This window comes from Streptomyces sp. NPDC051315, assembly GCF_044455165.1.
GTDB lineage: Bacteria > Actinomycetota > Actinomycetes > Streptomycetales > Streptomycetaceae > Streptomyces.
This window is the reverse complement of the sequence record NZ_JBITEN010000010.1, coordinates 143,177-160,334: the sequence shown is the minus strand read 5'-3', so window position 1 is coordinate 160,334 and position 17,158 is coordinate 143,177. Positions and strand designations below refer to the sequence as shown.

Here is a 17,158-nt window from a genome sequence, read left to right as displayed (position 1 = left end):
ATAACTGCGGGCAATTCTACTTCTTCGGTTTTACCTTCGGCTTTCGCGCGATGTCACTTCAAAAGACCGGGCGCCCCCGGAGCGCAGGGCGCGCGCGCGGGGCCCGACGGTGTGGACGACCCCTCAGCGGGGTGACGTCACTTGTTGAGGCAGACGTTGCCGAAGGCGGGGTTCAGCAGCCCGATCACCGAGATCGTGTTGCCGCAGACGTTCACGGGAATGTGCACGGGCACCTGGACGACATTGCCGGAAGCGACGCCCGGGGAGTGCACGGCGGCACCCTGGGCACCGGAGTCGGCGACGGCCATGCCCGCACCCGCGAGAACGAGTCCACCGGTGGCAACCGCAGCAGCGACGACCTTCTTGATCATTATTCCTCCTCGTTGGCAAAAGCGATCCCAATCAGCGGATCGCATCACCAGTAACGAGGAGCAATTAATGAGGCTACGCGCTTATCGTCGCATTCACTCTTCCCAGTCGCGCCCGCACATGCTGGCGAATAGTGAGGTGTCGTTTCAGCGGGCGATTCGGGGCACTTTCGCACCCTGTAAGGGGTTTCAGGAGGCGTCGATGAACCGGTCGAGCACCCGCACGCCGAACTGCAGCCCGTCCACCGGCACCCGCTCGTCGACCCCGTGGAACATCCCGGCGAAGTCCAGCTCCGGCGGCAGCTTCAGCGGCGCGAAGCCGAAGCCACGGATGCCGAGGTCGTCGAAGGACTTGGCGTCCGTGCCCCCGGAGAGCATGTACGGGATGGCCTTGGCGGTCGGGTCCTCGGCGAGCAGCGCGGACTGCATCGCCTCCACCAGCGCCCCGTCGAAGGAGGTCTCCAGGGCCTTGTCGGAGTGCACGTCCTCGCGCCGCACCTTCGGCCCGAGGATCCGGTCGAGGTCGGCGAGGAACTCCTCCTCGTGCCCGGGCAGGAAGCGCCCGTCGACGTGCGCGGTGGCCTCCCCGGGGATGACGTTGACCTTGTAGCCGGCGCCGAGCTGGGTCGGGTTGGCCGTGTTGCTCAGGGTCGCGCCGATCAGCTTGGCGATACCGCCGAGCCGGGCGAGGGTCGACTCCATGTCCTCCGGGTCCAGCTCGGTGCCGAGCGCGTCGCCGAGCTCGTCGAGGAACGCCCGGGTCGTCTTGGTGACCCGTACCGGGAAGGTGTGCCGGCCGAGCCGTGCGACGGCCTCGGACAGCTCGGTGATCGCGTTGTCCCGGTGGATCATCGAGCCGTGCCCGGCGGTGCCGGCGACGGTCAGCTTCATCCAGTGCATGCCCTTCTCGGCCGTCTGGATCAGATAGAGCCGCCGCTGCTCGTTCACCGTGAACGAGAACCCGCCCACCTCACTGATCGCCTCGGTGACACCCTCGAACAGCTCGGGGTGGCGGTCGACGAGGTACCGGGCGCCGTACGTGCCGCCGGCCTCCTCGTCTGCCAGGAAGGCGAGGACGATGTCACGCGGAGGCCTGCGCCCGGAGCGCAGCCGGTCCCGCACGACCGCCAGCGTCATCGCGTCCATGTCCTTCATGTCGACGGCGCCGCGCCCCCACACGCAGCCGTCGGCGACCTCCCCCGAGAAGGGGTCGTGGGTCCAGTCGGCCGCATTGGCCGGTACGACGTCCAGGTGGCCGTGGATGAGCAGCGCGGGCCGTGACGGGTCCTCGCCCTCGATGCGGGCCACCGTGGAGGCGCGACCCGGGTGCGACTCGAAGATCCTGGGCTCCAGCCCCACCTCGGCGAGCTTCTCGGCGACGTACTCGGCCGCCTCGCGCTCACCCGGGCCCGAGTGGTCGCCGTAGTTGCTGGTGTCGAACCGGATCAGCTCGCGGCAGAGGTCCACGACCTCGTCCTCGCCGGTGACGCCCCTGGCCGTGTCGTCCGTCGCGCTCACGCTGCTTCCTCCCACTGTCACTGCTGGTGGTCCCCCTCATCCTCCCCCCGCCCGCCGCCCGCGCCCAAGAGCGGTCCCGGCCCGTCACACGCCGTTCACGCCGGATGCGACGCCCGGCCGACCACCCGTGATCGGGCACTGCCGAAAGCCTGGTAATGTTTACGTCGTCGCCGCGAGGGAAACCCCGCACGACAGACACCTTGTCCGGGTGGCGGAATGGCAGACGCGCTAGCTTGAGGTGCTAGTGCCCTTTATCGGGCGTGGGGGTTCAAGTCCCCCCTCGGACACACGAGATGAGCGAGGGTCGCGACCACGGGTCGCGGCCCTCGCTCATTGTGTGGGGCATCTCTCCCCGTCCCGAAGATCGCCAGGTCACCGCCCCGGACGGGCGTCCTCCGGCGCCTCGGACGGGCTCGCCGGCTCGCTGGACCGAGGCTCCGCACCGGGCGTCGTACTAAAATTTCCGGCTTGTTACGGATGCTGGAGCTGGACAACCCCAGGCACGCTGCGGGCCCGCCGGCGCCCCGGAGGTCTCCGGGATCGAGAGGCGAGGACCCGATGACGGCCATTGACGAGGGCAGCGCTCTCGGCCTGCTCGACGAGGACGACGTCCGCGGACCCGGCGGCACCGCGCGCTTCTCCGGGGGCCCCGCCGCCTCCCCGCGCACGCTCGTCGACGTCTTCGACGCGTCCGTGCGCTCCTGCCCGGACGAGCCGGCCCTGGACGACGGCACGGTCTGCCTGACCTACCGGGCGCTGGCCGCCGAGGTGGAGAGGCTGCGGCGGAAGCTGGCCGCCGCCGGCGTCGGGCTCGGGGACCGGGTGGGGGTGCGGGTGCCGTCCGGGACCAATGATCTCTACGTCGCGATCCTCGCCGTCCTGGCCGCCGGAGCCGCCTACGTACCCGTCGACGCCGAGGATCCCGACGAGCGGGCCGAGCTGGTGTTCGGGGAGGCGGCGGTGCGGGCCGTCGTCGGGAGCGGCCACGAACTGACCGTCCACGGGCGCTCCGCCGTCCCGGCCGGGCGGCCCGGTGTCGAGCACGACGCCTGGGTCATCTTCACCTCCGGCTCCACCGGGAAGCCCAAGGGCGTCGCCGTCAGCCACCGCGGTGCCGCCGCCTTCGTGGACGCCGAGGCCGCGCTCTTCCTCACCGAGGAGCCGATCGGACCCGGCGACCGGGTCATGGCGGGGCTGTCGGTGGCCTTCGACGCGTCCTGCGAGGAGATGTGGCTGGCCTGGCGGTACGGCGCCTGTCTGGTGCCGGTGCCGCGCTCGCAGGTCAGGAGCGGTGCCGACCTGGGGCCCTGGCTGGTGGAGCAGGAGATCACCGTCGTGTCGACGGTGCCGACGCTGGCGGCCCTGTGGGAGCCGGAGACCCTCAACGACGTACGCCTGCTGATCTTCGGTGGGGAGGCGTGCCCGCCCGAGCTGGCGCAGCGGCTGGTGACGGAGGGGCGGGAGGTGTGGAACACCTACGGGCCGACCGAGGCGACCGTGGTGGCCTGTGCGTCCCTGATGGGCGGGGAGGAGCCGGTCCGGATCGGGCTGCCGCTGCGGGGGTGGGAGCTGGCGGTCGTCGACGGGGCCGGGGAACCGGTGCCGATGGGCGGCAGCGGGCAGCTGGTGATCGGGGGCGTGGGGCTCGCGCGGTATCTCGACGCCGAGAAGGACGCGGAGAAGTACGCGCCGCTGGAGTCGCTGGGCTGGGAGCGGGCCTACCGCAGTGGTGACCTGGTCAGGGCGGAGCCCGAGGGGCTGGTCTTCCTCGGGCGGGCCGACGAGCAGATCAAGCTCGGCGGGCGGCGGATCGAGCTGGGCGAGGTCGACGCGGCCCTGCGGGCGCTGCCCGGGGTCGCGGGCGCGGCGGCCGCCGTTCGGACCGCCCGCAGCGGCAACCAGCTCCTCGTCGGCTACGTCGTCACCCAGGACGGCTGGGACCGGGCCGCGGCGGTGGAGAAGCTGCGGGCCGAGCTGCCGGCCGCACTCGTACCGCTGCTCGCGCCGGTCGACGACCTGCCGACCCGTACGTCCGGGAAGGTCGACCGCGACGCCCTGCCCTGGCCCCTCGACGGGGTCGAGGCTCCCGCGGCGCAGCTCTACGGCACCGAGGCCTGGCTCGCCGAGCAGTGGACGCGGGTGCTGGGCATGCCCGTCGCGAGCGCCTCCGACGACTTCTTCGCGATCGGCGGCGGCAGCCTGGCCGCCGCGCAGCTCACCACCCGGCTGCGCACCCGCTACCCGAGCGCCGCCGTCCTGGACGTCTACCAGCAGCCCACCCTGCGCAAGCTGGCCCGCCGGCTGGAGGAGTCGGCGCAGGACGACGGCGCCCGGCGCACGATCGGGCCCGTGCCGCGGCGTGCTCAGGCGATCCAGCTGCTCGCGCTCGTGCCCCTGTTCACGCTGGTCGGTCTGCGCTGGACGGTGGTCCTGGCCGCCCTGGGCAACGTCCTGCCCGCCTACGCGTGGCTGCCGAGCGCGCCGTGGGCGCTGGTGGCCGCCGGATCCCTGCTGTTCTTCAGCCCGCCCGGGCGGATCGCGCTCGGCGCGGGCGGGGCGCGGCTGCTGCTGCGGGGTGTGAGGCCGGGGCGGTATCCGCGCGGCGGGAGCGTCCATCTGCGGCTGTGGGCCGCGGAGCGGCTGGCGGAGTGCAGCGGGGCCACCTCGCTGACCGGTTCCTGGCTGGAGCGGTACGCCCGGGCACTGGGCGCCCGGATCGGGCCGGACGCCGATCTGCACGCGCTGCCGCCGGTCACCGGCATGCTGAGGCTGGGCCGGGGGGCGGCCGTCGAGTCCGAGGTGGATCTGTCGGGCTGGTGGCTGGACGGCGACCGGCTGGAGATCGGGCCGGTCAGGGTCGGTGCGCACGCCGTCGTCGGCACGCGCAGCATGCTGTTCCCGGGCGCCCGCGTCGGCAAGCGGTCCGAGGTGGCGCCGGGTTCGGCCGTCACCGGACAGATCCCGACCGGCCAGCGCTGGGCGGGCGCGCCCGCGGTCAAGCTGGGCAAGGCCAAGCGCGCCTGGCCTAAGGAGCGGCCGGACCGGGGCGCCGGCTGGCGGGCGATGTACGGCGTGACGGGGTTCGGGCTGACCCTGCTGCCGGTGGTGGCGGCCGGGGCCGCGCTTCTCGTGGCGTACCCGCTCCTCACCCCGGACGCGCCGCTGCGGGGTGCCGCGCTCGCGCTCGTCCCGGCCACGCTCGCCTACGGGCTGGCGTACGCGCTGCTGCTCCTGGTCGCCGTACGGCTGCTGAGTGCGGGGCTGCGCGAGGGGACGTACCCGACGCACAGCCGGATCGGCTGGCAGGCCTGGACGGTCACGCAGTTGATGGACCGCTCGCGGGAGACGCTGTTCCCGTTGTACGCCGGGCTGGTCACGCCGGTGTGGCTGCGGCTGCTGGGCATGCGGATCGGGCGGGGCGCCGAGGTGTCGACCGTGCTCGCGCTGCCGAGCCTGACCACGGTCGGCGAGGGCGCGTTCCTGGCCGACGACACGCTGACCGCGCCGTACGAGCTGGGAGGCGGCTGGGTGCGGATCGGGCGGGCGGAGATCGGGCGGCGGGCGTTCCTCGGGAACTCCGGGATGACCGCGCCGGGGCGGAGCGTGCCGGACGGCGGTCTGGTCGGGGTGCTGTCGGCGACGCCGAAGAAGGCGAAGAAGGGCAGCTCCTACCTGGGGCTGCCGCCGGTGCGGCTGCCGCGCGCGGCGGCCGGCGGCGACCGGAGCCGGACGTACGAGCCGCCGGCGCGGCTGCTGTGGGCGCGCGCCGTGGTGGAGCTGTGCCGGATCGTGTCGGTGTTCTGCTCGGCGGGGCTCGCGGTGCTGACGGTGGCGGCGCTGTGTGCGCTGGGCGGGTGGGCGGCACCCCTGTCGGGGGTGGTGCTGCTCGCGGCGGGGGGCGCGGCGGCCTCCCTGTCCGTCGCGGCGAAGTGGCTGCTCGTGGGGCGGCACCGCAGCGGGGAGCATCCGCTGTGGAGCTCCTTCGTGTGGCGCAACGAGCTGGCGGACACCTTCGTCGAGGTGGTGGCCGTGCCGTGGCTGGCCGGGGCCGTGCCGGGCACGCCGGTGATGACGGCGTGGCTGCGCGGGCTGGGGGCCCGGATCGGCCGGGGCGTGTGGGTGGAGAGCTACTGGCTGCCGGAGACGGACCTGGTCACGCTGGGAGACGCGGCGACGGTCAACCGCGGCTGTGTGCTGCAGACCCACCTCTTCCACGACCGGATCTTGCGGACGGATACTGTGGTCCTCCGTGAGGGCGCCACGCTGGGCCCTGGCGGGATCGTGCTGCCCGGCAGCACGGTCGGGGCCCGGACGACCCTGGGTCCCGCGTCGCTCGTGATGGCCGCGGAGTCCGTTCCGGACGACACCCGCTGGCTCGGCAACCCGATCGAGGCATGGCGTCCCTGAACGCCGGCCGCTCGGACCCGGTGGGCGGCGCACCGGAGGGGCGTGGCGGCACGGCGCAGGGAGCGGACGCGGCAGTGGCAGTTCAGCAGTCGGTGGGGCCGGACCCGTACTTCCCGGCCAACGGTGATCCCCGGTACCGGGTGCACCGCTACGAACTCACGCTGGACTACCGGCCCGGCCCCAACCGGCTCTCGGGCGCCGCGCGGATCAACGCGATCGCGGGAGGCGCTCCGCTCACCGAGTTCCAGCTGAACCTGGCCGACTTCCGGATCGGCCGGGTCCGGGTCGACGGCCGGCAGCCGCACTACACGCACCGGGGCGGCAGGCTGCGCGTCCGGCCCGTCAAGCCGCTGCGGGCGGGGGCCGCCTTCACCGTGGAGGTGCACTGGTCGGGCAACCCCCAACCGGTCAGGAGCCCGTGGGGCGGGATCGGCTGGGAGGAGCTGGGCGACGGGGCGCTGGTGGCGAGCCAGCCGGTCGGGGCGCCCTCGTGGTACCCGTGCAACGACCGGCCCGCCGACAAGGCGTCGTACCAGATCTCGGTCACGACGCCGTCGGCGTACGCGGTGGTGACCGGCGGGCGGCTGCTGACGCGAACCACCAAGGCGTCGACGACGACCTGGGTGTACGAGCAGTCGGCGCCGACGTCGAGCTATCTGGTCGGGCTGGTGATCGGCAGGTACCAGACGGTGCTGCTGGGCGACCCCGGTCCGGGCGGGGTGCCGCAGCACGGGCACATCCCGGCGCATCTGCTGCCAAAGTTCTCGCGGGACTTCGCACGCCAGCCCGGGATGATGGACCTCTTCCAACAGCTCTTCGGGCCGTACCCGTTCGACGAGTACGCGGTCGTCGTGACCGAGGAGGAGCTCGACGTCCCGGTCGAGGCCCAGGGGTTGTCGCTGTTCGGCTCCAACCACCTGGACGGGGCGCGGGGTTCGGAGCGGCTGGTGGCGCACGAGCTGGCGCACCAGTGGTTCGGCAACAGCGTCTCCCTCGCGGACTGGCGGCACATCTGGCTGAACGAGGGGTTCGCCAAGTACGCGGAGTGGCTGTGGTCGGAGCGCTCGGGCGGGCGTACGGCGCAGCAACTGGCCGCCGCGGCGCACCGCCTGCTGTCCTCGCTGCCCCAGGACCTGCTGCTGTCCGACCCGGGCCGCAAGGCGATGTTCGACGACCGGCTCTACGAGCGCGGCGGGCTCACCGTGCACGCGGTGCGCTGCGCGATGGGCGACGACGCCTTCTTCCGCATGCTGCGCGCCTGGCTCTCGCTGCACCGGGGCGGGTCGGTGACGACGTCGACGTTCACGGCCCACGCGGCGCGCTTCGCGCCCGAGCCGCTGGACGACGTGTTCGACGCGTGGCTGTACGGGACGGCGCTGCCGCCGCTCCCGCTGCCCGAGGCACGGGCGGCCGTCTAGCACAATGGCGGCCATGACCACCCGTTCCTGCCCGTGCGGGCTGCCGAAGCCGTACGAGGCCTGCTGCGGCCGTTTCCACTCCGGCGCCGCGGCCGCGCCGACCGCCGAGGCCCTCATGCGGTCGAGGTACAGCGCCTTCGTGAAGGGGGACGCGGCGTATCTGCTGCGGACCTGGCATCCGCGGACCCGGCCCGGGCGGCTCGACCTCGATCCGGGGATGCGGTGGACCGGGCTGGAGATCCTCGACGCCGTCGACGGGTCGGCGTTCCACACCACGGGGGTGGTGGAGTTCCGGGCCTCCTACCGGGGTGGCGCGCTGCGGGAGCGGAGCCGGTTCGAGCGGGTCGACGGGGCCTGGGTGTACGTCGACGGGGAGTTCCCGGCGTAGATCCGCGCGCTACGGCGCCAGGATGTCCAGTTCCTGGAGCGCGCCCACCGTGATCTCCCGGGTGAGCTTCTCCGCGCGGTCCGCGTCGCCCTCGCGGACCGCCTCCGCGACCTGGACGTGGAGGGTGACGGCGGCCGGGTCGGGGTCCTCGAACATGACCTCGTGGTGGGTGCGGCCGGCCAGGACCTCCGCGACGACGCCGCCGAGGCGGGCGAACATCTCGTTGCCGGAGGCCGTGAGGATCACGCGGTGGAAGGCGACGTCGTGGACGAGGTACTCCTCCAGCTTGTGGCCGCGTGAGTTGGCGACCATGCCGAGCGCGCACTCGGTCAGCTCGGCGCACTGCTGCGCCGTGGCGTGCTTCGCCGCCAGGCCGGCCGCGACCGGCTCGACCGCCGAGCGCAGGACGGTGAGGGAACGCAGTTGGTGGGGGCGGTCGGCGCCGGCCAGGCGCCAGCGGATGACCTGCGGGTCGTAGACGTTCCACTCGGCCTTCGGGCGTACCGTCACGCCCACCCGGCGGCGGGACTCGACGAGGTGCATGGACTCCAGGACGCGGACCGCCTCGCGCATCACCGAGCGGGAGACGTCGAAGCGCTGGGCCAGTTCGTCGGTGCGCAGGACGCTGCCCGGCGGGTACTCGCCCGCCGTGATCGCGGGGCCGAGGGTGTCGAGTACATGGCCGTGCAGACCCCGGCCCGGAGTGGTCATGCCACTCAGCGTACGGGGTACGTCACCGCGCCAAAAAGTCAGACTTATTTGCCACAGACTCTTGAATTAGTCGTACCTAATAGGTTTCAGTGGCTCGACATCACGTGTCGACGAGGACAGCAGACAGCGAGGCAGCGATGAGTACCCCCCATGTCGTCGTGGTCATGGGCGTCGCGGGCACCGGGAAGACCACCATCGGTCCCCTGCTCGCGGCCCGGCTCGGCGTTCCGTACGCCGAGGGCGACGACTTCCACCCGCAGGCCAACATCGCCAAGATGTCGGCCGGCACCCCGCTCACCGACGAGGACCGGTGGCCGTGGCTGGACGCCATCGGCACGTGGGCGCACGGGCGGGCCGGGCTCGGCGGGGTGGCCAGCTGCTCGGCGCTGAAGCGGTCGTACCGGGACCGGCTGCGGGCCGCCGCGCCGGACCTGGTGTTCGTCCATCTCGCGGGCGACCGCTCGCTGATCGAGGACCGGATGTCGCACCGGCAGGGGCACTTCATGCCGACCGCGCTGCTCGACTCCCAGTTCGCCACGCTCCAGCCGCTCCAGGAGGACGAGGCAGGGGTCGTCGTGGACGTGGCGGGCAGCCCCGAGGACATCACCCGACGGGCCGCGTCGGCCCTGACGGCGCTTCCCGAGCCGACCGCGTAACACCCCCCACACCACTGTGGGCACCACCCTCCCTCCCCATCCCCGTACCTGTAAGGGACCCCCGTGACCAGACTCAGCGTCGAGATGCTGGCAGCGGACACCGTCGAGCCGATCACCTCGGCGGGCCACGCCCAGCTGGGCATCGCCGTGCTGGCGGGCATCGCCGTCATCGTCCTGCTGATCACCAAGTTCAAGCTTCACGCCTTCCTGGCGCTGACCATCGGATCGCTCGCGCTGGGCGCGTTCGCCGGGGCGCCGCTGGACAAGGCCATCGCCAGCTTCACCACCGGCCTCGGCTCCACGGTCGCCGGTGTGGGCGTGCTGATCGCGCTCGGCGCGATCCTCGGCAAGATGCTCGCCGACTCCGGCGGCGCCGACCAGATCGTCGACACGATCCTCGCGAAGGCGGGGGGCCGTTCGATGCCGTGGGCGATGGTGCTGATCGCCTCCGTGATCGGCCTGCCACTGTTCTTCGAGGTCGGTGTCGTGCTGCTGATCCCGGTCGTGCTGATGGTCGCCAAGCGCGGCAACTACTCGCTCATGCGGATCGGCATCCCCGCGCTCGCCGGTCTGTCCGTGATGCACGGCCTCGTTCCGCCGCACCCGGGTCCGCTCGTGGCGATCGACGCGGTCCAGGCCAACCTCGGCGTCACGCTGGCGCTGGGCGTCCTGGTCGCCGTCCCGACCGTCGTCATAGCCGGTCCGCTGTTCTCACGGGTCGCCGCCCGCTGGGTGGACGTGCCCGCCCCGGAGCGGATGATCCCCCAGCGGCCCTCGGAGGAGCTGGACCGGCGCCCCGGCTTCGGTGCCACGCTGGCGACCATCCTGCTGCCGGTCGTGCTGATGCTGGCCAAGGCGCTGGTCGACATCGTCGTGGACGACCCCGAGAACACCGTGCAGCGCGTCTTCGACGTCATCGGCTCCCCGCTCATCGCCCTGCTCGCCGCCGTGCTCGTCGGGTTCTTCACACTGGGCCGGCCCGCCGGGTTCTCCAGGGAGCGGATGTCGCGGCTCGTCGAGAAGGGACTCGCGCCGATCGCGGGCATCCTGCTGATCGTCGGCGCGGGCGGCGGCTTCAAGCAGACGCTGATCGACTCCGGTGTGGGACAGATGGTCCTGGAGATCTCCGAGGACTGGTCGATCCCGGCACTGCTGCTGGCCTGGCTGATCGCGGTGGCGATCCGGCTGGCGACCGGTTCGGCGACGGTGGCGACGGTCTCGGCGGCCGGCCTGGTCGCTCCGCTCGCGGCCGACATGTCGACCACGCACACGGCCCTGCTGGTCCTCGCCATCGGCGCCGGCTCGCTCTTCTTCAGCCATGTCAACGACGCCGGGTTCTGGCTGGTGAAGGAGTACTTCGGGCTGAGCGTCGGCCAGACCGTCAAGACCTGGTCCGTCATGGAGACGATCATCTCGGTCGTCGCCGGCGGTGTGGTCCTGCTCCTGTCGCTGATCCTCTAGGAGTACGGCGATGAGTCACCCCCTGTTCGACATCGCCGGCCGCACCGCCCTGGTCACCGGCTCCAGCCGGGGCATCGGCCTGGCGCTCGCCCGCGGTCTGGCGGAGGTCGGCTGCACCGTGGTCCTGCCACGGCCGGGAAGGCGAGCGCCTCGACCGGGCGGCCGCGGACCTGCCCGGCGACCGGGTGCACACGGCCGCCTTCGACGTCACCGACGGCGTGGCGGTGGCGGCCGGGATCGCGGAGGTCGAACAGGGGGTGGGCCCGCTCGACATCCTGGTCAACAACGCGGGCACGCAAGCAGCTGCGGCCACTGCCGGACGGTCTGCACCCGCGCCGGGCGGCGCCGGCCGAGCCGCTGGCGGTGGCCCTGCACGCGGTGCGGCGGGCCGGGCCGGTGGCCGGCCGGCACGTCCTGGTCACGGGTGCCGGGCCGATCGGCTGTCTGGCGGTCGCGGCGGCCAGGGCGGCCGGCGCCGCCCGCGTGACGGTGACGGACCTGCGGCCCGCGGCACTGGGCCACGCGCGTGCCGCCGGCGCCGACACCGTCGTACGCGCCGACGATCCGGCGGATCCGGGGTGGCCGAACGAGGTGGACGTGGCCGTCGAGGCGTCGGGCGTGGCCGCCGGGCTGGACACCTGTCTGCGGCGGGTGCGGCGGGGCGGGGTCGTGGTGCAGCTGGGAATGCTGCCGCCGGGGCGGAGTCTGTTCGCGGGGAACCTGGTGGTCAGCCGGGAGATCGAGCTGCGGGGGGCGGTCCGCTTCGACACGGAGTTCGACGACGCGTTGGAGTTGCTGGCGGCCGAGGACGCCGTCGACGGGCTGGTCAGCGCGGTCATGCCGGTGCGGGAGGCGGAGGCGGCGTTCGCGCCGGCGGCCGACCGGGGCCGCTCCTGCAAGGTGCTGCTGGACTTCGGCTCCTGCTGAGCGCCGGTACGGACCGTTGGACCTCGGCCCCTCCTTGCGCCGGTACGGACCGCTGGGCTTCGGCGGTGTTCGTCGCGGGGGCGCGCCGGTGGGTTGCGGGAGGCGGGGGACGGCCTCGTCACCGACGACCGGGGCGGCGTCATGGCGACATCGCTCGGCAGGGGGTCGCGACAACCTCACCGGCCCCGCCTCACCAGCCGATCACCTCACCCGCGCCAGAGCGGGTGCTCCCGCCGTGCCCACTCCCGGCTCACCGACCCCGTCCGCATGCCCCGCCGTGCCTCCGGGTCGCCCAGCGCCATGCCGATGTGCCCGGCGAGGACGACGCCGATGGTCAGGGCCAGCCAGTCGTGGACGAAGGTCGCGCTGGTGCGCCACACGATCGGTGTGAGGTGGGTGAACCACATGAGCAGCCCCGTGCCGAGCATCACCAGCGTGGCCCCGGCGATCCAGGCCGCGTAGATCTTCTGCCCCGCGTTGAACTTGCCGGCCGGCCGTGACTCCCGCCGCCGGTCGCGGCGCAGGACGGCGCGCAGCCAGCGGCGGTCGTGCGGGCCGAAGCGGTTCAGGTGGCCGAGGTCGGCGCGGAAGGCGCGGGAGGCGAGGCCCGCGAGGACCGGCACGGGCAGGACGAGGCCGGCCCACTCGTGAACGCGGACCACCAGCTCCCGCCGGCCGACGAGCCGCGCGAGCTCGGGGACGTAGAGGAAGGCCGCGGTCACCACGCACACACCCATGAGCAGGGCCGTCGTACGGTGCACCCACCGTTCGGCCCGGCTGAACCGGCGGATCCCCGTCGTGGCCGGCGCGGCCTCAGCTCGTAGGCTCATCGTCCCGTCCGTTCGAGCGGCCCACCCAGGCGTCGACGTCGTAGCCGCGCTTCTCCCAGTAGCCGGGGCGGACCTTCTCGGTGACGGTGATGCCGGAGAGCCACTTGGCGGACTTGTAGAAGTACATTGGGGCGACGTAGAGGCGGACCGGGCCGCCGTGGTCGTGGCCCAGGTCCTCGTCCCGCATGCGCAGGGCGACCAGGACGTCGGCGCGGCGGGCCTGGGCGAGGGTGAGGCTCTCGCTGTAGGTGCCGTCGAAGCAGGTGAAGCGGACGGCGCCGGCCCGTGCGCGCACTCCGGCCGCGTCGAGCAGCGCGGACAGGCGCACGCCTTCGAAGGCGGTCTCGGGCACCCGCCAGCCGGTGACGCACTGCACGTCCCTGACCAGGCGGGTCTGGGGCAGCGCCCTGAGGTCGGCCAGGGTGTAGGTGGTGGGGCGGTCGACCAGGCCGTCGACGGTGAGGCGGTAGGTCTCGGCGTTCTTGTGGGGGACGGAGGACGCCACCGAGTAGTAGCGGAAGCCGCCGCCGTTGGGGAGCAGGCCGGTCAGGCCGGTGGGATCCGTGCCGGCGACGCCGCCGAGGAAGTCCTCCAGGCCGCGCTGGAGCGTGGGCGCGGCGATCACGCCGAGGGCGCCCAGGCCGAGGGTGCCGAGGAAGACGCGGCGGCCCACGGGAGCGCCGCGTCCCTCGGTCGGTTCGGGATGCACGGGTCCATTCGAGCACTCGGGGCCCGGCGGGGCCAGGGAACCGGGGTCGCCGTCGGATTTCCGTCATCACTTCCCGGTGGTTCTCCAGCGGGCGGCGGTCATCTGCCGCCGAGGGCTCCGTCCCGGGCGGCGCGGAAGGCTGCGTACGGGTCGCGGTCCGGGTACGACCAGGGTGCGGGGGTGGCGTGGTCGCCGATGCGGTGGAACAGGGCGGCCGCCTCGGCGGGCCGGCCCTCGCAGACCTTGGCGTGGGCCAGGTAGTTCAGGTCGACCAGCCGGCGGGGGTGGTCGTCGTGCTCCCACTCCAGCCACCAGTCGAAGGCGGCCTTCATCACGTCCCGGGCCCGGTGGTCGCGCCAGTGCGCGGCGGTGGCCGGGTCGGCGGGGGCGAAGCCGCGGGCGGCCAGGGCGCGGTAGCGCTCGGCGTGGGCGACGATCGGGAGGATGGCGAGCGGTGAGTCGGCGGGGGCCTGCTCGGCGGCCCAGGCGGCGAAGTCGTAGACCTCGTGCAGCGCGTCCGGGCCGGCGTCGGCGCGGCGCTCGGCGAGCAGGGCGACCATCAGGTGGTGGGCGTGGTGGTGGTCACGGTGGCGGGCCCTGATCTCCTCGAAGATCCGCACGGCGTCGGCGGCGCCCTCGCGCTCCAGCATCAGCAGGCCGAGCCAGGGCGTGGGGTCGGCGGGCGCCGACGCGGCGGCGTCCCGGCAGGCCGCGCGGGCGCAGGCGGGGTCTTCCTTGCCGCGCAGGGCGCGCCGGACCAGGGCGAGGGCGAGCAGGACGGCGGCGTCGGCGGAGCCGGGTTCGGTGAGCTGCCACTCACGGGCCCAGGCGGCGGCGTAGGGCTCGAGGGCGAGGACGGTGACCCGGTGGCCGCGGCGGTCCCAGTCGTCGGCGGTGCGGGCGAGCAGGGAGCGGGCGGCCTGCCAGCGGCCCTGCGCCAGGGCGGCGCGGGCCGCGGCGAGTGCGGCGTCGTCGAGAGCCGCGCCGGGGTCCGCGTCGGGCGGGCGGGCCGCGCGCTCGGGGTCCCGGTCCGGGTCCGGGTCTCGGCCTCGAACCAGGTCCGGGTCTCGGCCTCGGCCTCGGCCTCGGTCGAGGGGAAGCGGGGATGGGGGCACCGCGGGACTTCCTCATCCTCCTCGATGACGGGCCTGACATCGGCTCGCGATCGGCCGATCACTCACAGCAAATCCTCAGCCGGCGCCCACCGTCAAGAGCCGGGGTCACATGACAGGTGTCAACTGCCCGCCCTCCCCGGGCACTTGGCCGCGTCCCGCCGCTGGTGGGCCGGGTGCGCGGGGCACCGGTGTGGCGTACGCCATGGCGCGGCCCCGCCGGGTCGCGGAGCATGGCCGTTGGTCGCCCCGCGTTTCCGGCCTCCGCGCCGGGCCCGTCGGGTGCCGCGACCGCGTCAGCCGCCCGGTTCCGGGTTCTTGCCCGGACACCTTCTCCGGGCACTCCCAGCGCTCCGGGGGCGTTGGGACACCGCAGTCGGCCACCGCCCCCTCCGTGGTCCGACCCGACGATCGAGGTACGCAGCGTGTCGGTTCTGGTTCTGGTTCTCGCCGTGAGCGCCGCCTGCTGCCTGGGTTTCGGATTCGTCCTCCAGCAGAGCGCGGCCCAGAAGGCGCCCCTCGGTGACTTCCTCTCGCCCCGGCTGTTGCTCGACCTGGTGCGGGTGCCGCGCTGGCTGGGCGGCATCGGGCTGATGGTGGCGGGCATGGCGCTGGGCGCGATCGCCCTGGGCCACGGCGAGATCTCCCTCGTGGAACCGCTGCTGGCGACGAACCTGCTCTTCGCGCTCGCCCTCTCCCGGCACCAGTGCAAGCAGCCCCTGGGCCGTCAGGGGTGGGCGGGCCTGCTCCTGCTCGCGGGCGGGGTGACGGCGTTCATCGTGGCGGGCGAGCCGCGCGGCGGCACGGCGCTCGACGATCCGCTGCGGCACTGGCTGATCATCGGTGCGATGGTCGGGCTGGCGCTGCTGCTGACGGCGTTCGCCAAGCGGCGCTCGCGGCTGTCCTCCGGCGCGGTGCTGCTCTCCCTGGCGGCCGGACTCCTCTACGGCGTCCAGGACGCCCTGACCCGGGTCAGCGGTGAACGCTTGGCCGAGGGTGGCCTCGTCGAGCTGCTGACCGGCTGGCAGCCGTACGCCGTGCTCGCCCTCGGGGTGACCGGGCTGGTGCTGGTGCAGAGCGCCTTCGAGACGGCGCCGCTGCGCCTGTCGCTGCCCGCGCTGACCGCGGCCCAGCCGCTCGCCGGGATCATCTGCGGTGTCGGCTTCCTCGGCGACCGGCTGCGCACCGACGCCGGCGCCCTGACCTGGGAGGCGGCGGGCCTCGCGGCGGTGGTCGCGGGCATCGTGCTGCTCGGCATGCATCCGGCGATGCCCCGGGGTGCCACGGCGCGGGAGCCGGAGCGGGTGCGGCAGCTGCAGCCGCAGTGAGGGAGGGGCTCGTGGTGGTGGGCACGGCGACGTGCGCCGCCCGGGCCCTGCGTGCGCCCTCCCCGGCCCCTGCTTGGATGGGCGCATGAGCGCTGCTGACGAGATCCTCGACATCGTCGACGAGAACGACCGGGTGGTCGGACAGTCCCCGCGGGGCGAGGCCTACGCGGCGGGGCTGCGTCACCGGTGTGTGTTCATCCAGGCGAGGGACGCGGACGGCCGGATCTTCGTCCACCGCCGTACGCCGACCAAGCTGGTCTTCCCCTCCCTCCACGACATGTTCGTCGGCGGGGTGGTCGGCGCGGGTGAGGCCTACGACGACGCGGCCCTGCGCGAGGCCGAGGAGGAACTCGGCGTGAACGGGCTGCCCCGCCCGGAGTTCCTCTTCAAGTTCCTCTACGACGACGGCGCCGGCCGGTCCTGGTGGTCGGCGGTGTACGAGGTGCGCTGCGAGCTGCCCGTGCGCCCCCAGGTGGAGGAGGTCGCCTGGCACGGCTTCCTGCCCGAGGAGGAGGTCGAGCGGCGCCTGTCCGAGTGGGCGTGGGTGCCGGACGGGCTGGCGGCGTACGAGCGGCTCAGGGCGTACCGGGCGAAGGGCTGAGCAGCGCCCGGCGCAGCGGCCGTGGGGCGCCGGTGCCGCCGCTGAGCGGGCTGCCGCCCGGCTCCGCCCAGAAGGTGCTCTCCCAGAAGGGGTGGTCGAGCAGCCGCTCGGCCGCCTCGGGCGCGGCCTCGGCGTCCACGCCGACGGACCCGAGCGCGGCGGATATCCGCTCCACCGCCTCCTCGACGGGCGTGTCGGCGTCTCCGAACGCGGGGAGCAGCAGGAGCAGCCGCAGATCCGGATCGCGCACGCCTTCGGCGTCCGCCGGGGCCGACGCGGCGGCCGCGAGCAGGTCCGGCCAGGACAGTCCCGGGCCGCCGTAGTGCCCCTCGATCGACGCCAGGCGCTCCTCCCGGGGCCGGTCCGGGCCGGTGAGCAGGTAGTCCGTGCCCCCGTCGTCGGGGAAGTCGCGGTGCACGATCCACAGCACATGACCGCCGGGCAGCGGTATGCGGTAGGCGGGCCATGTCCGCGTGGCGTCGTACAGCGCCTCCGCCGCCGCGTCGACGTCCGCCGTGTCCGCGCCGAACAGCCCGGGGTCGTCCGAGAACGCGTGCCAGACCGGGCCGAAGTACGCCGGCCAGAAACCGGGCAGGTCGAGCAGGTGCTCGGCCGGGGCGATGCCGTGGCCGGGCATCGCGTATCCGGCCAGTGCGACGGGAACCTCCGAAGTCTCCATGTCACGCACCGTAGCGGGCGGCACTGACAACGCCCCGTCGCCGGC

14 protein-coding genes, 1 tRNA gene and 2 pseudogenes are annotated in these 17,158 nt (G+C 73.5%); 10 read left to right on the top strand and 7 right to left on the bottom strand.

Annotated elements, in window-relative coordinates; all coding sequences use genetic code 11:
* Positions 1-137: 137 nt before the first annotated feature.
* Entirely contained in the window at positions 138-371 is a 234-nt protein-coding gene (gene chpH, locus ACIBBD_RS20620; RefSeq protein WP_399420892.1) for a chaplin ChpH, read from the bottom strand.
* A 186-nt stretch (positions 372-557) separates the two neighbouring features.
* Positions 558-1,886 carry a M20/M25/M40 family metallo-hydrolase gene (locus ACIBBD_RS20615; RefSeq protein WP_399420891.1) on the bottom strand — a complete coding sequence of 443 codons (1,329 nt, stop codon included), beginning with the start codon at positions 1,884-1,886 and terminating at the stop codon, positions 558-560.
* A gap of 202 nt (positions 1,887-2,088) precedes the next feature.
* Here ACIBBD_RS20615 and ACIBBD_RS20610 point away from each other — a divergent pair.
* The 4 genes from ACIBBD_RS20610 (at position 2,089) to ACIBBD_RS20595 (ending at position 8,099) form a co-directional block, all read left to right on the top strand.
* Positions 2,089-2,173, top strand: a tRNA-Leu gene (locus ACIBBD_RS20610).
* Positions 2,174-2,444: 271 nt separating this feature from the next.
* A complete protein-coding gene (locus ACIBBD_RS20605) occupies positions 2,445-6,293 on the top strand; it encodes a Pls/PosA family non-ribosomal peptide synthetase (RefSeq protein WP_399420890.1) in 3,849 nt (1,282 codons plus the stop codon).
* Positions 6,294-6,367: 74 nt separating this feature from the next.
* A complete protein-coding gene (locus ACIBBD_RS20600; RefSeq protein WP_399421028.1) occupies positions 6,368-7,711 on the top strand; it encodes a M1 family metallopeptidase in 1,344 nt (447 codons plus the stop codon).
* A 13-nt stretch (positions 7,712-7,724) separates the two neighbouring features.
* Positions 7,725-8,099 (top strand): YchJ family protein, encoded by a 375-nt coding sequence (locus ACIBBD_RS20595; RefSeq protein WP_399420889.1) that lies wholly within the window; start codon positions 7,725-7,727, stop codon positions 8,097-8,099.
* A 9-nt stretch (positions 8,100-8,108) separates the two neighbouring features.
* Here ACIBBD_RS20595 and ACIBBD_RS20590 read toward each other — a convergent pair whose 3' ends face one another.
* Positions 8,109-8,810 (bottom strand): FadR/GntR family transcriptional regulator, encoded by a 702-nt coding sequence (locus ACIBBD_RS20590; protein WP_399420888.1) that lies wholly within the window; start codon positions 8,808-8,810, stop codon positions 8,109-8,111.
* Positions 8,811-8,947: 137 nt separating this feature from the next.
* Between ACIBBD_RS20590 and ACIBBD_RS20585 the strand changes: the two genes are divergently transcribed.
* The 4 genes and pseudogenes from ACIBBD_RS20585 to ACIBBD_RS20570 form a co-directional block, all read left to right on the top strand.
* Positions 8,948-9,466, top strand: coding sequence for a gluconokinase (locus ACIBBD_RS20585; protein WP_399420887.1), 519 nt, complete (start codon positions 8,948-8,950; stop codon positions 9,464-9,466).
* 63 nt (positions 9,467-9,529) lie between these two features.
* Positions 9,530-10,927 (top strand): GntP family permease, encoded by a 1,398-nt coding sequence (locus tag ACIBBD_RS20580; protein WP_399420886.1) that lies wholly within the window; start codon positions 9,530-9,532, stop codon positions 10,925-10,927.
* Positions 10,928-10,937: 10 nt separating this feature from the next.
* Positions 10,938-11,235 (top strand): annotated as a pseudogene (locus tag ACIBBD_RS20575) (SDR family NAD(P)-dependent oxidoreductase); the annotation flags it as partial.
* A pseudogene (locus ACIBBD_RS20570) lies at positions 11,228-11,854 on the top strand (zinc-binding dehydrogenase); the annotation flags it as partial. The pseudogenes ACIBBD_RS20575 and ACIBBD_RS20570, both read left to right, overlap by 8 nt.
* Positions 11,855-12,060: 206 nt before the next feature.
* Here the strand turns inward: ACIBBD_RS20570 and ACIBBD_RS20565 are convergent.
* The 3 genes from ACIBBD_RS20565 to ACIBBD_RS20555 all read right to left on the bottom strand — a co-directional run bounded on the left by ACIBBD_RS20565 (position 12,061) and on the right by ACIBBD_RS20555 (position 14,508).
* Positions 12,061-12,684 carry a cytochrome b/b6 domain-containing protein gene (locus ACIBBD_RS20565; RefSeq protein WP_399420885.1) on the bottom strand — a complete coding sequence of 208 codons (624 nt, stop codon included), beginning with the start codon at positions 12,682-12,684 and terminating at the stop codon, positions 12,061-12,063.
* Positions 12,668-13,393: a molybdopterin-dependent oxidoreductase gene (locus tag ACIBBD_RS20560; RefSeq protein WP_399420884.1), complete on the bottom strand. Its 726-nt coding sequence runs from the start codon at positions 13,391-13,393 to the stop codon at positions 12,668-12,670. Before ACIBBD_RS20560 ends, ACIBBD_RS20565 begins: the two co-directional genes overlap by 17 nt.
* 98 nt (positions 13,394-13,491) lie before the next feature.
* The gene (locus tag ACIBBD_RS20555; protein WP_399420882.1) at positions 13,492-14,508 is read right to left on the bottom strand and encodes a hypothetical protein; all 1,017 of its coding nucleotides are present in this window, start codon (positions 14,506-14,508) and stop codon (positions 13,492-13,494) included.
* Between the two features lie 422 nt (positions 14,509-14,930).
* Here ACIBBD_RS20555 and ACIBBD_RS20550 point away from each other — a divergent pair, with 422 nt between their 5' ends.
* Entirely contained in the window at positions 14,931-15,833 is a 903-nt protein-coding gene (locus tag ACIBBD_RS20550; RefSeq protein WP_399420881.1) for a DMT family transporter, read from the top strand.
* An 85-nt stretch (positions 15,834-15,918) separates the two neighbouring features.
* On the top strand, positions 15,919-16,434 hold the full coding sequence (locus tag ACIBBD_RS20545) for an NUDIX hydrolase (protein WP_399420880.1): 516 nt from the start codon (positions 15,919-15,921) through the stop codon (positions 16,432-16,434).
* Here ACIBBD_RS20545 and ACIBBD_RS20540 read toward each other — a convergent pair.
* Positions 16,409-17,113 carry a hypothetical protein gene (locus tag ACIBBD_RS20540; protein ID WP_399420879.1) on the bottom strand — a complete coding sequence of 235 codons (705 nt, stop codon included), beginning with the start codon at positions 17,111-17,113 and terminating at the stop codon, positions 16,409-16,411. The two genes, ACIBBD_RS20545 and ACIBBD_RS20540, sit on opposite strands and share 26 nt — an antisense overlap.
* Positions 17,114-17,158: the final 45 nt, after the last annotated feature.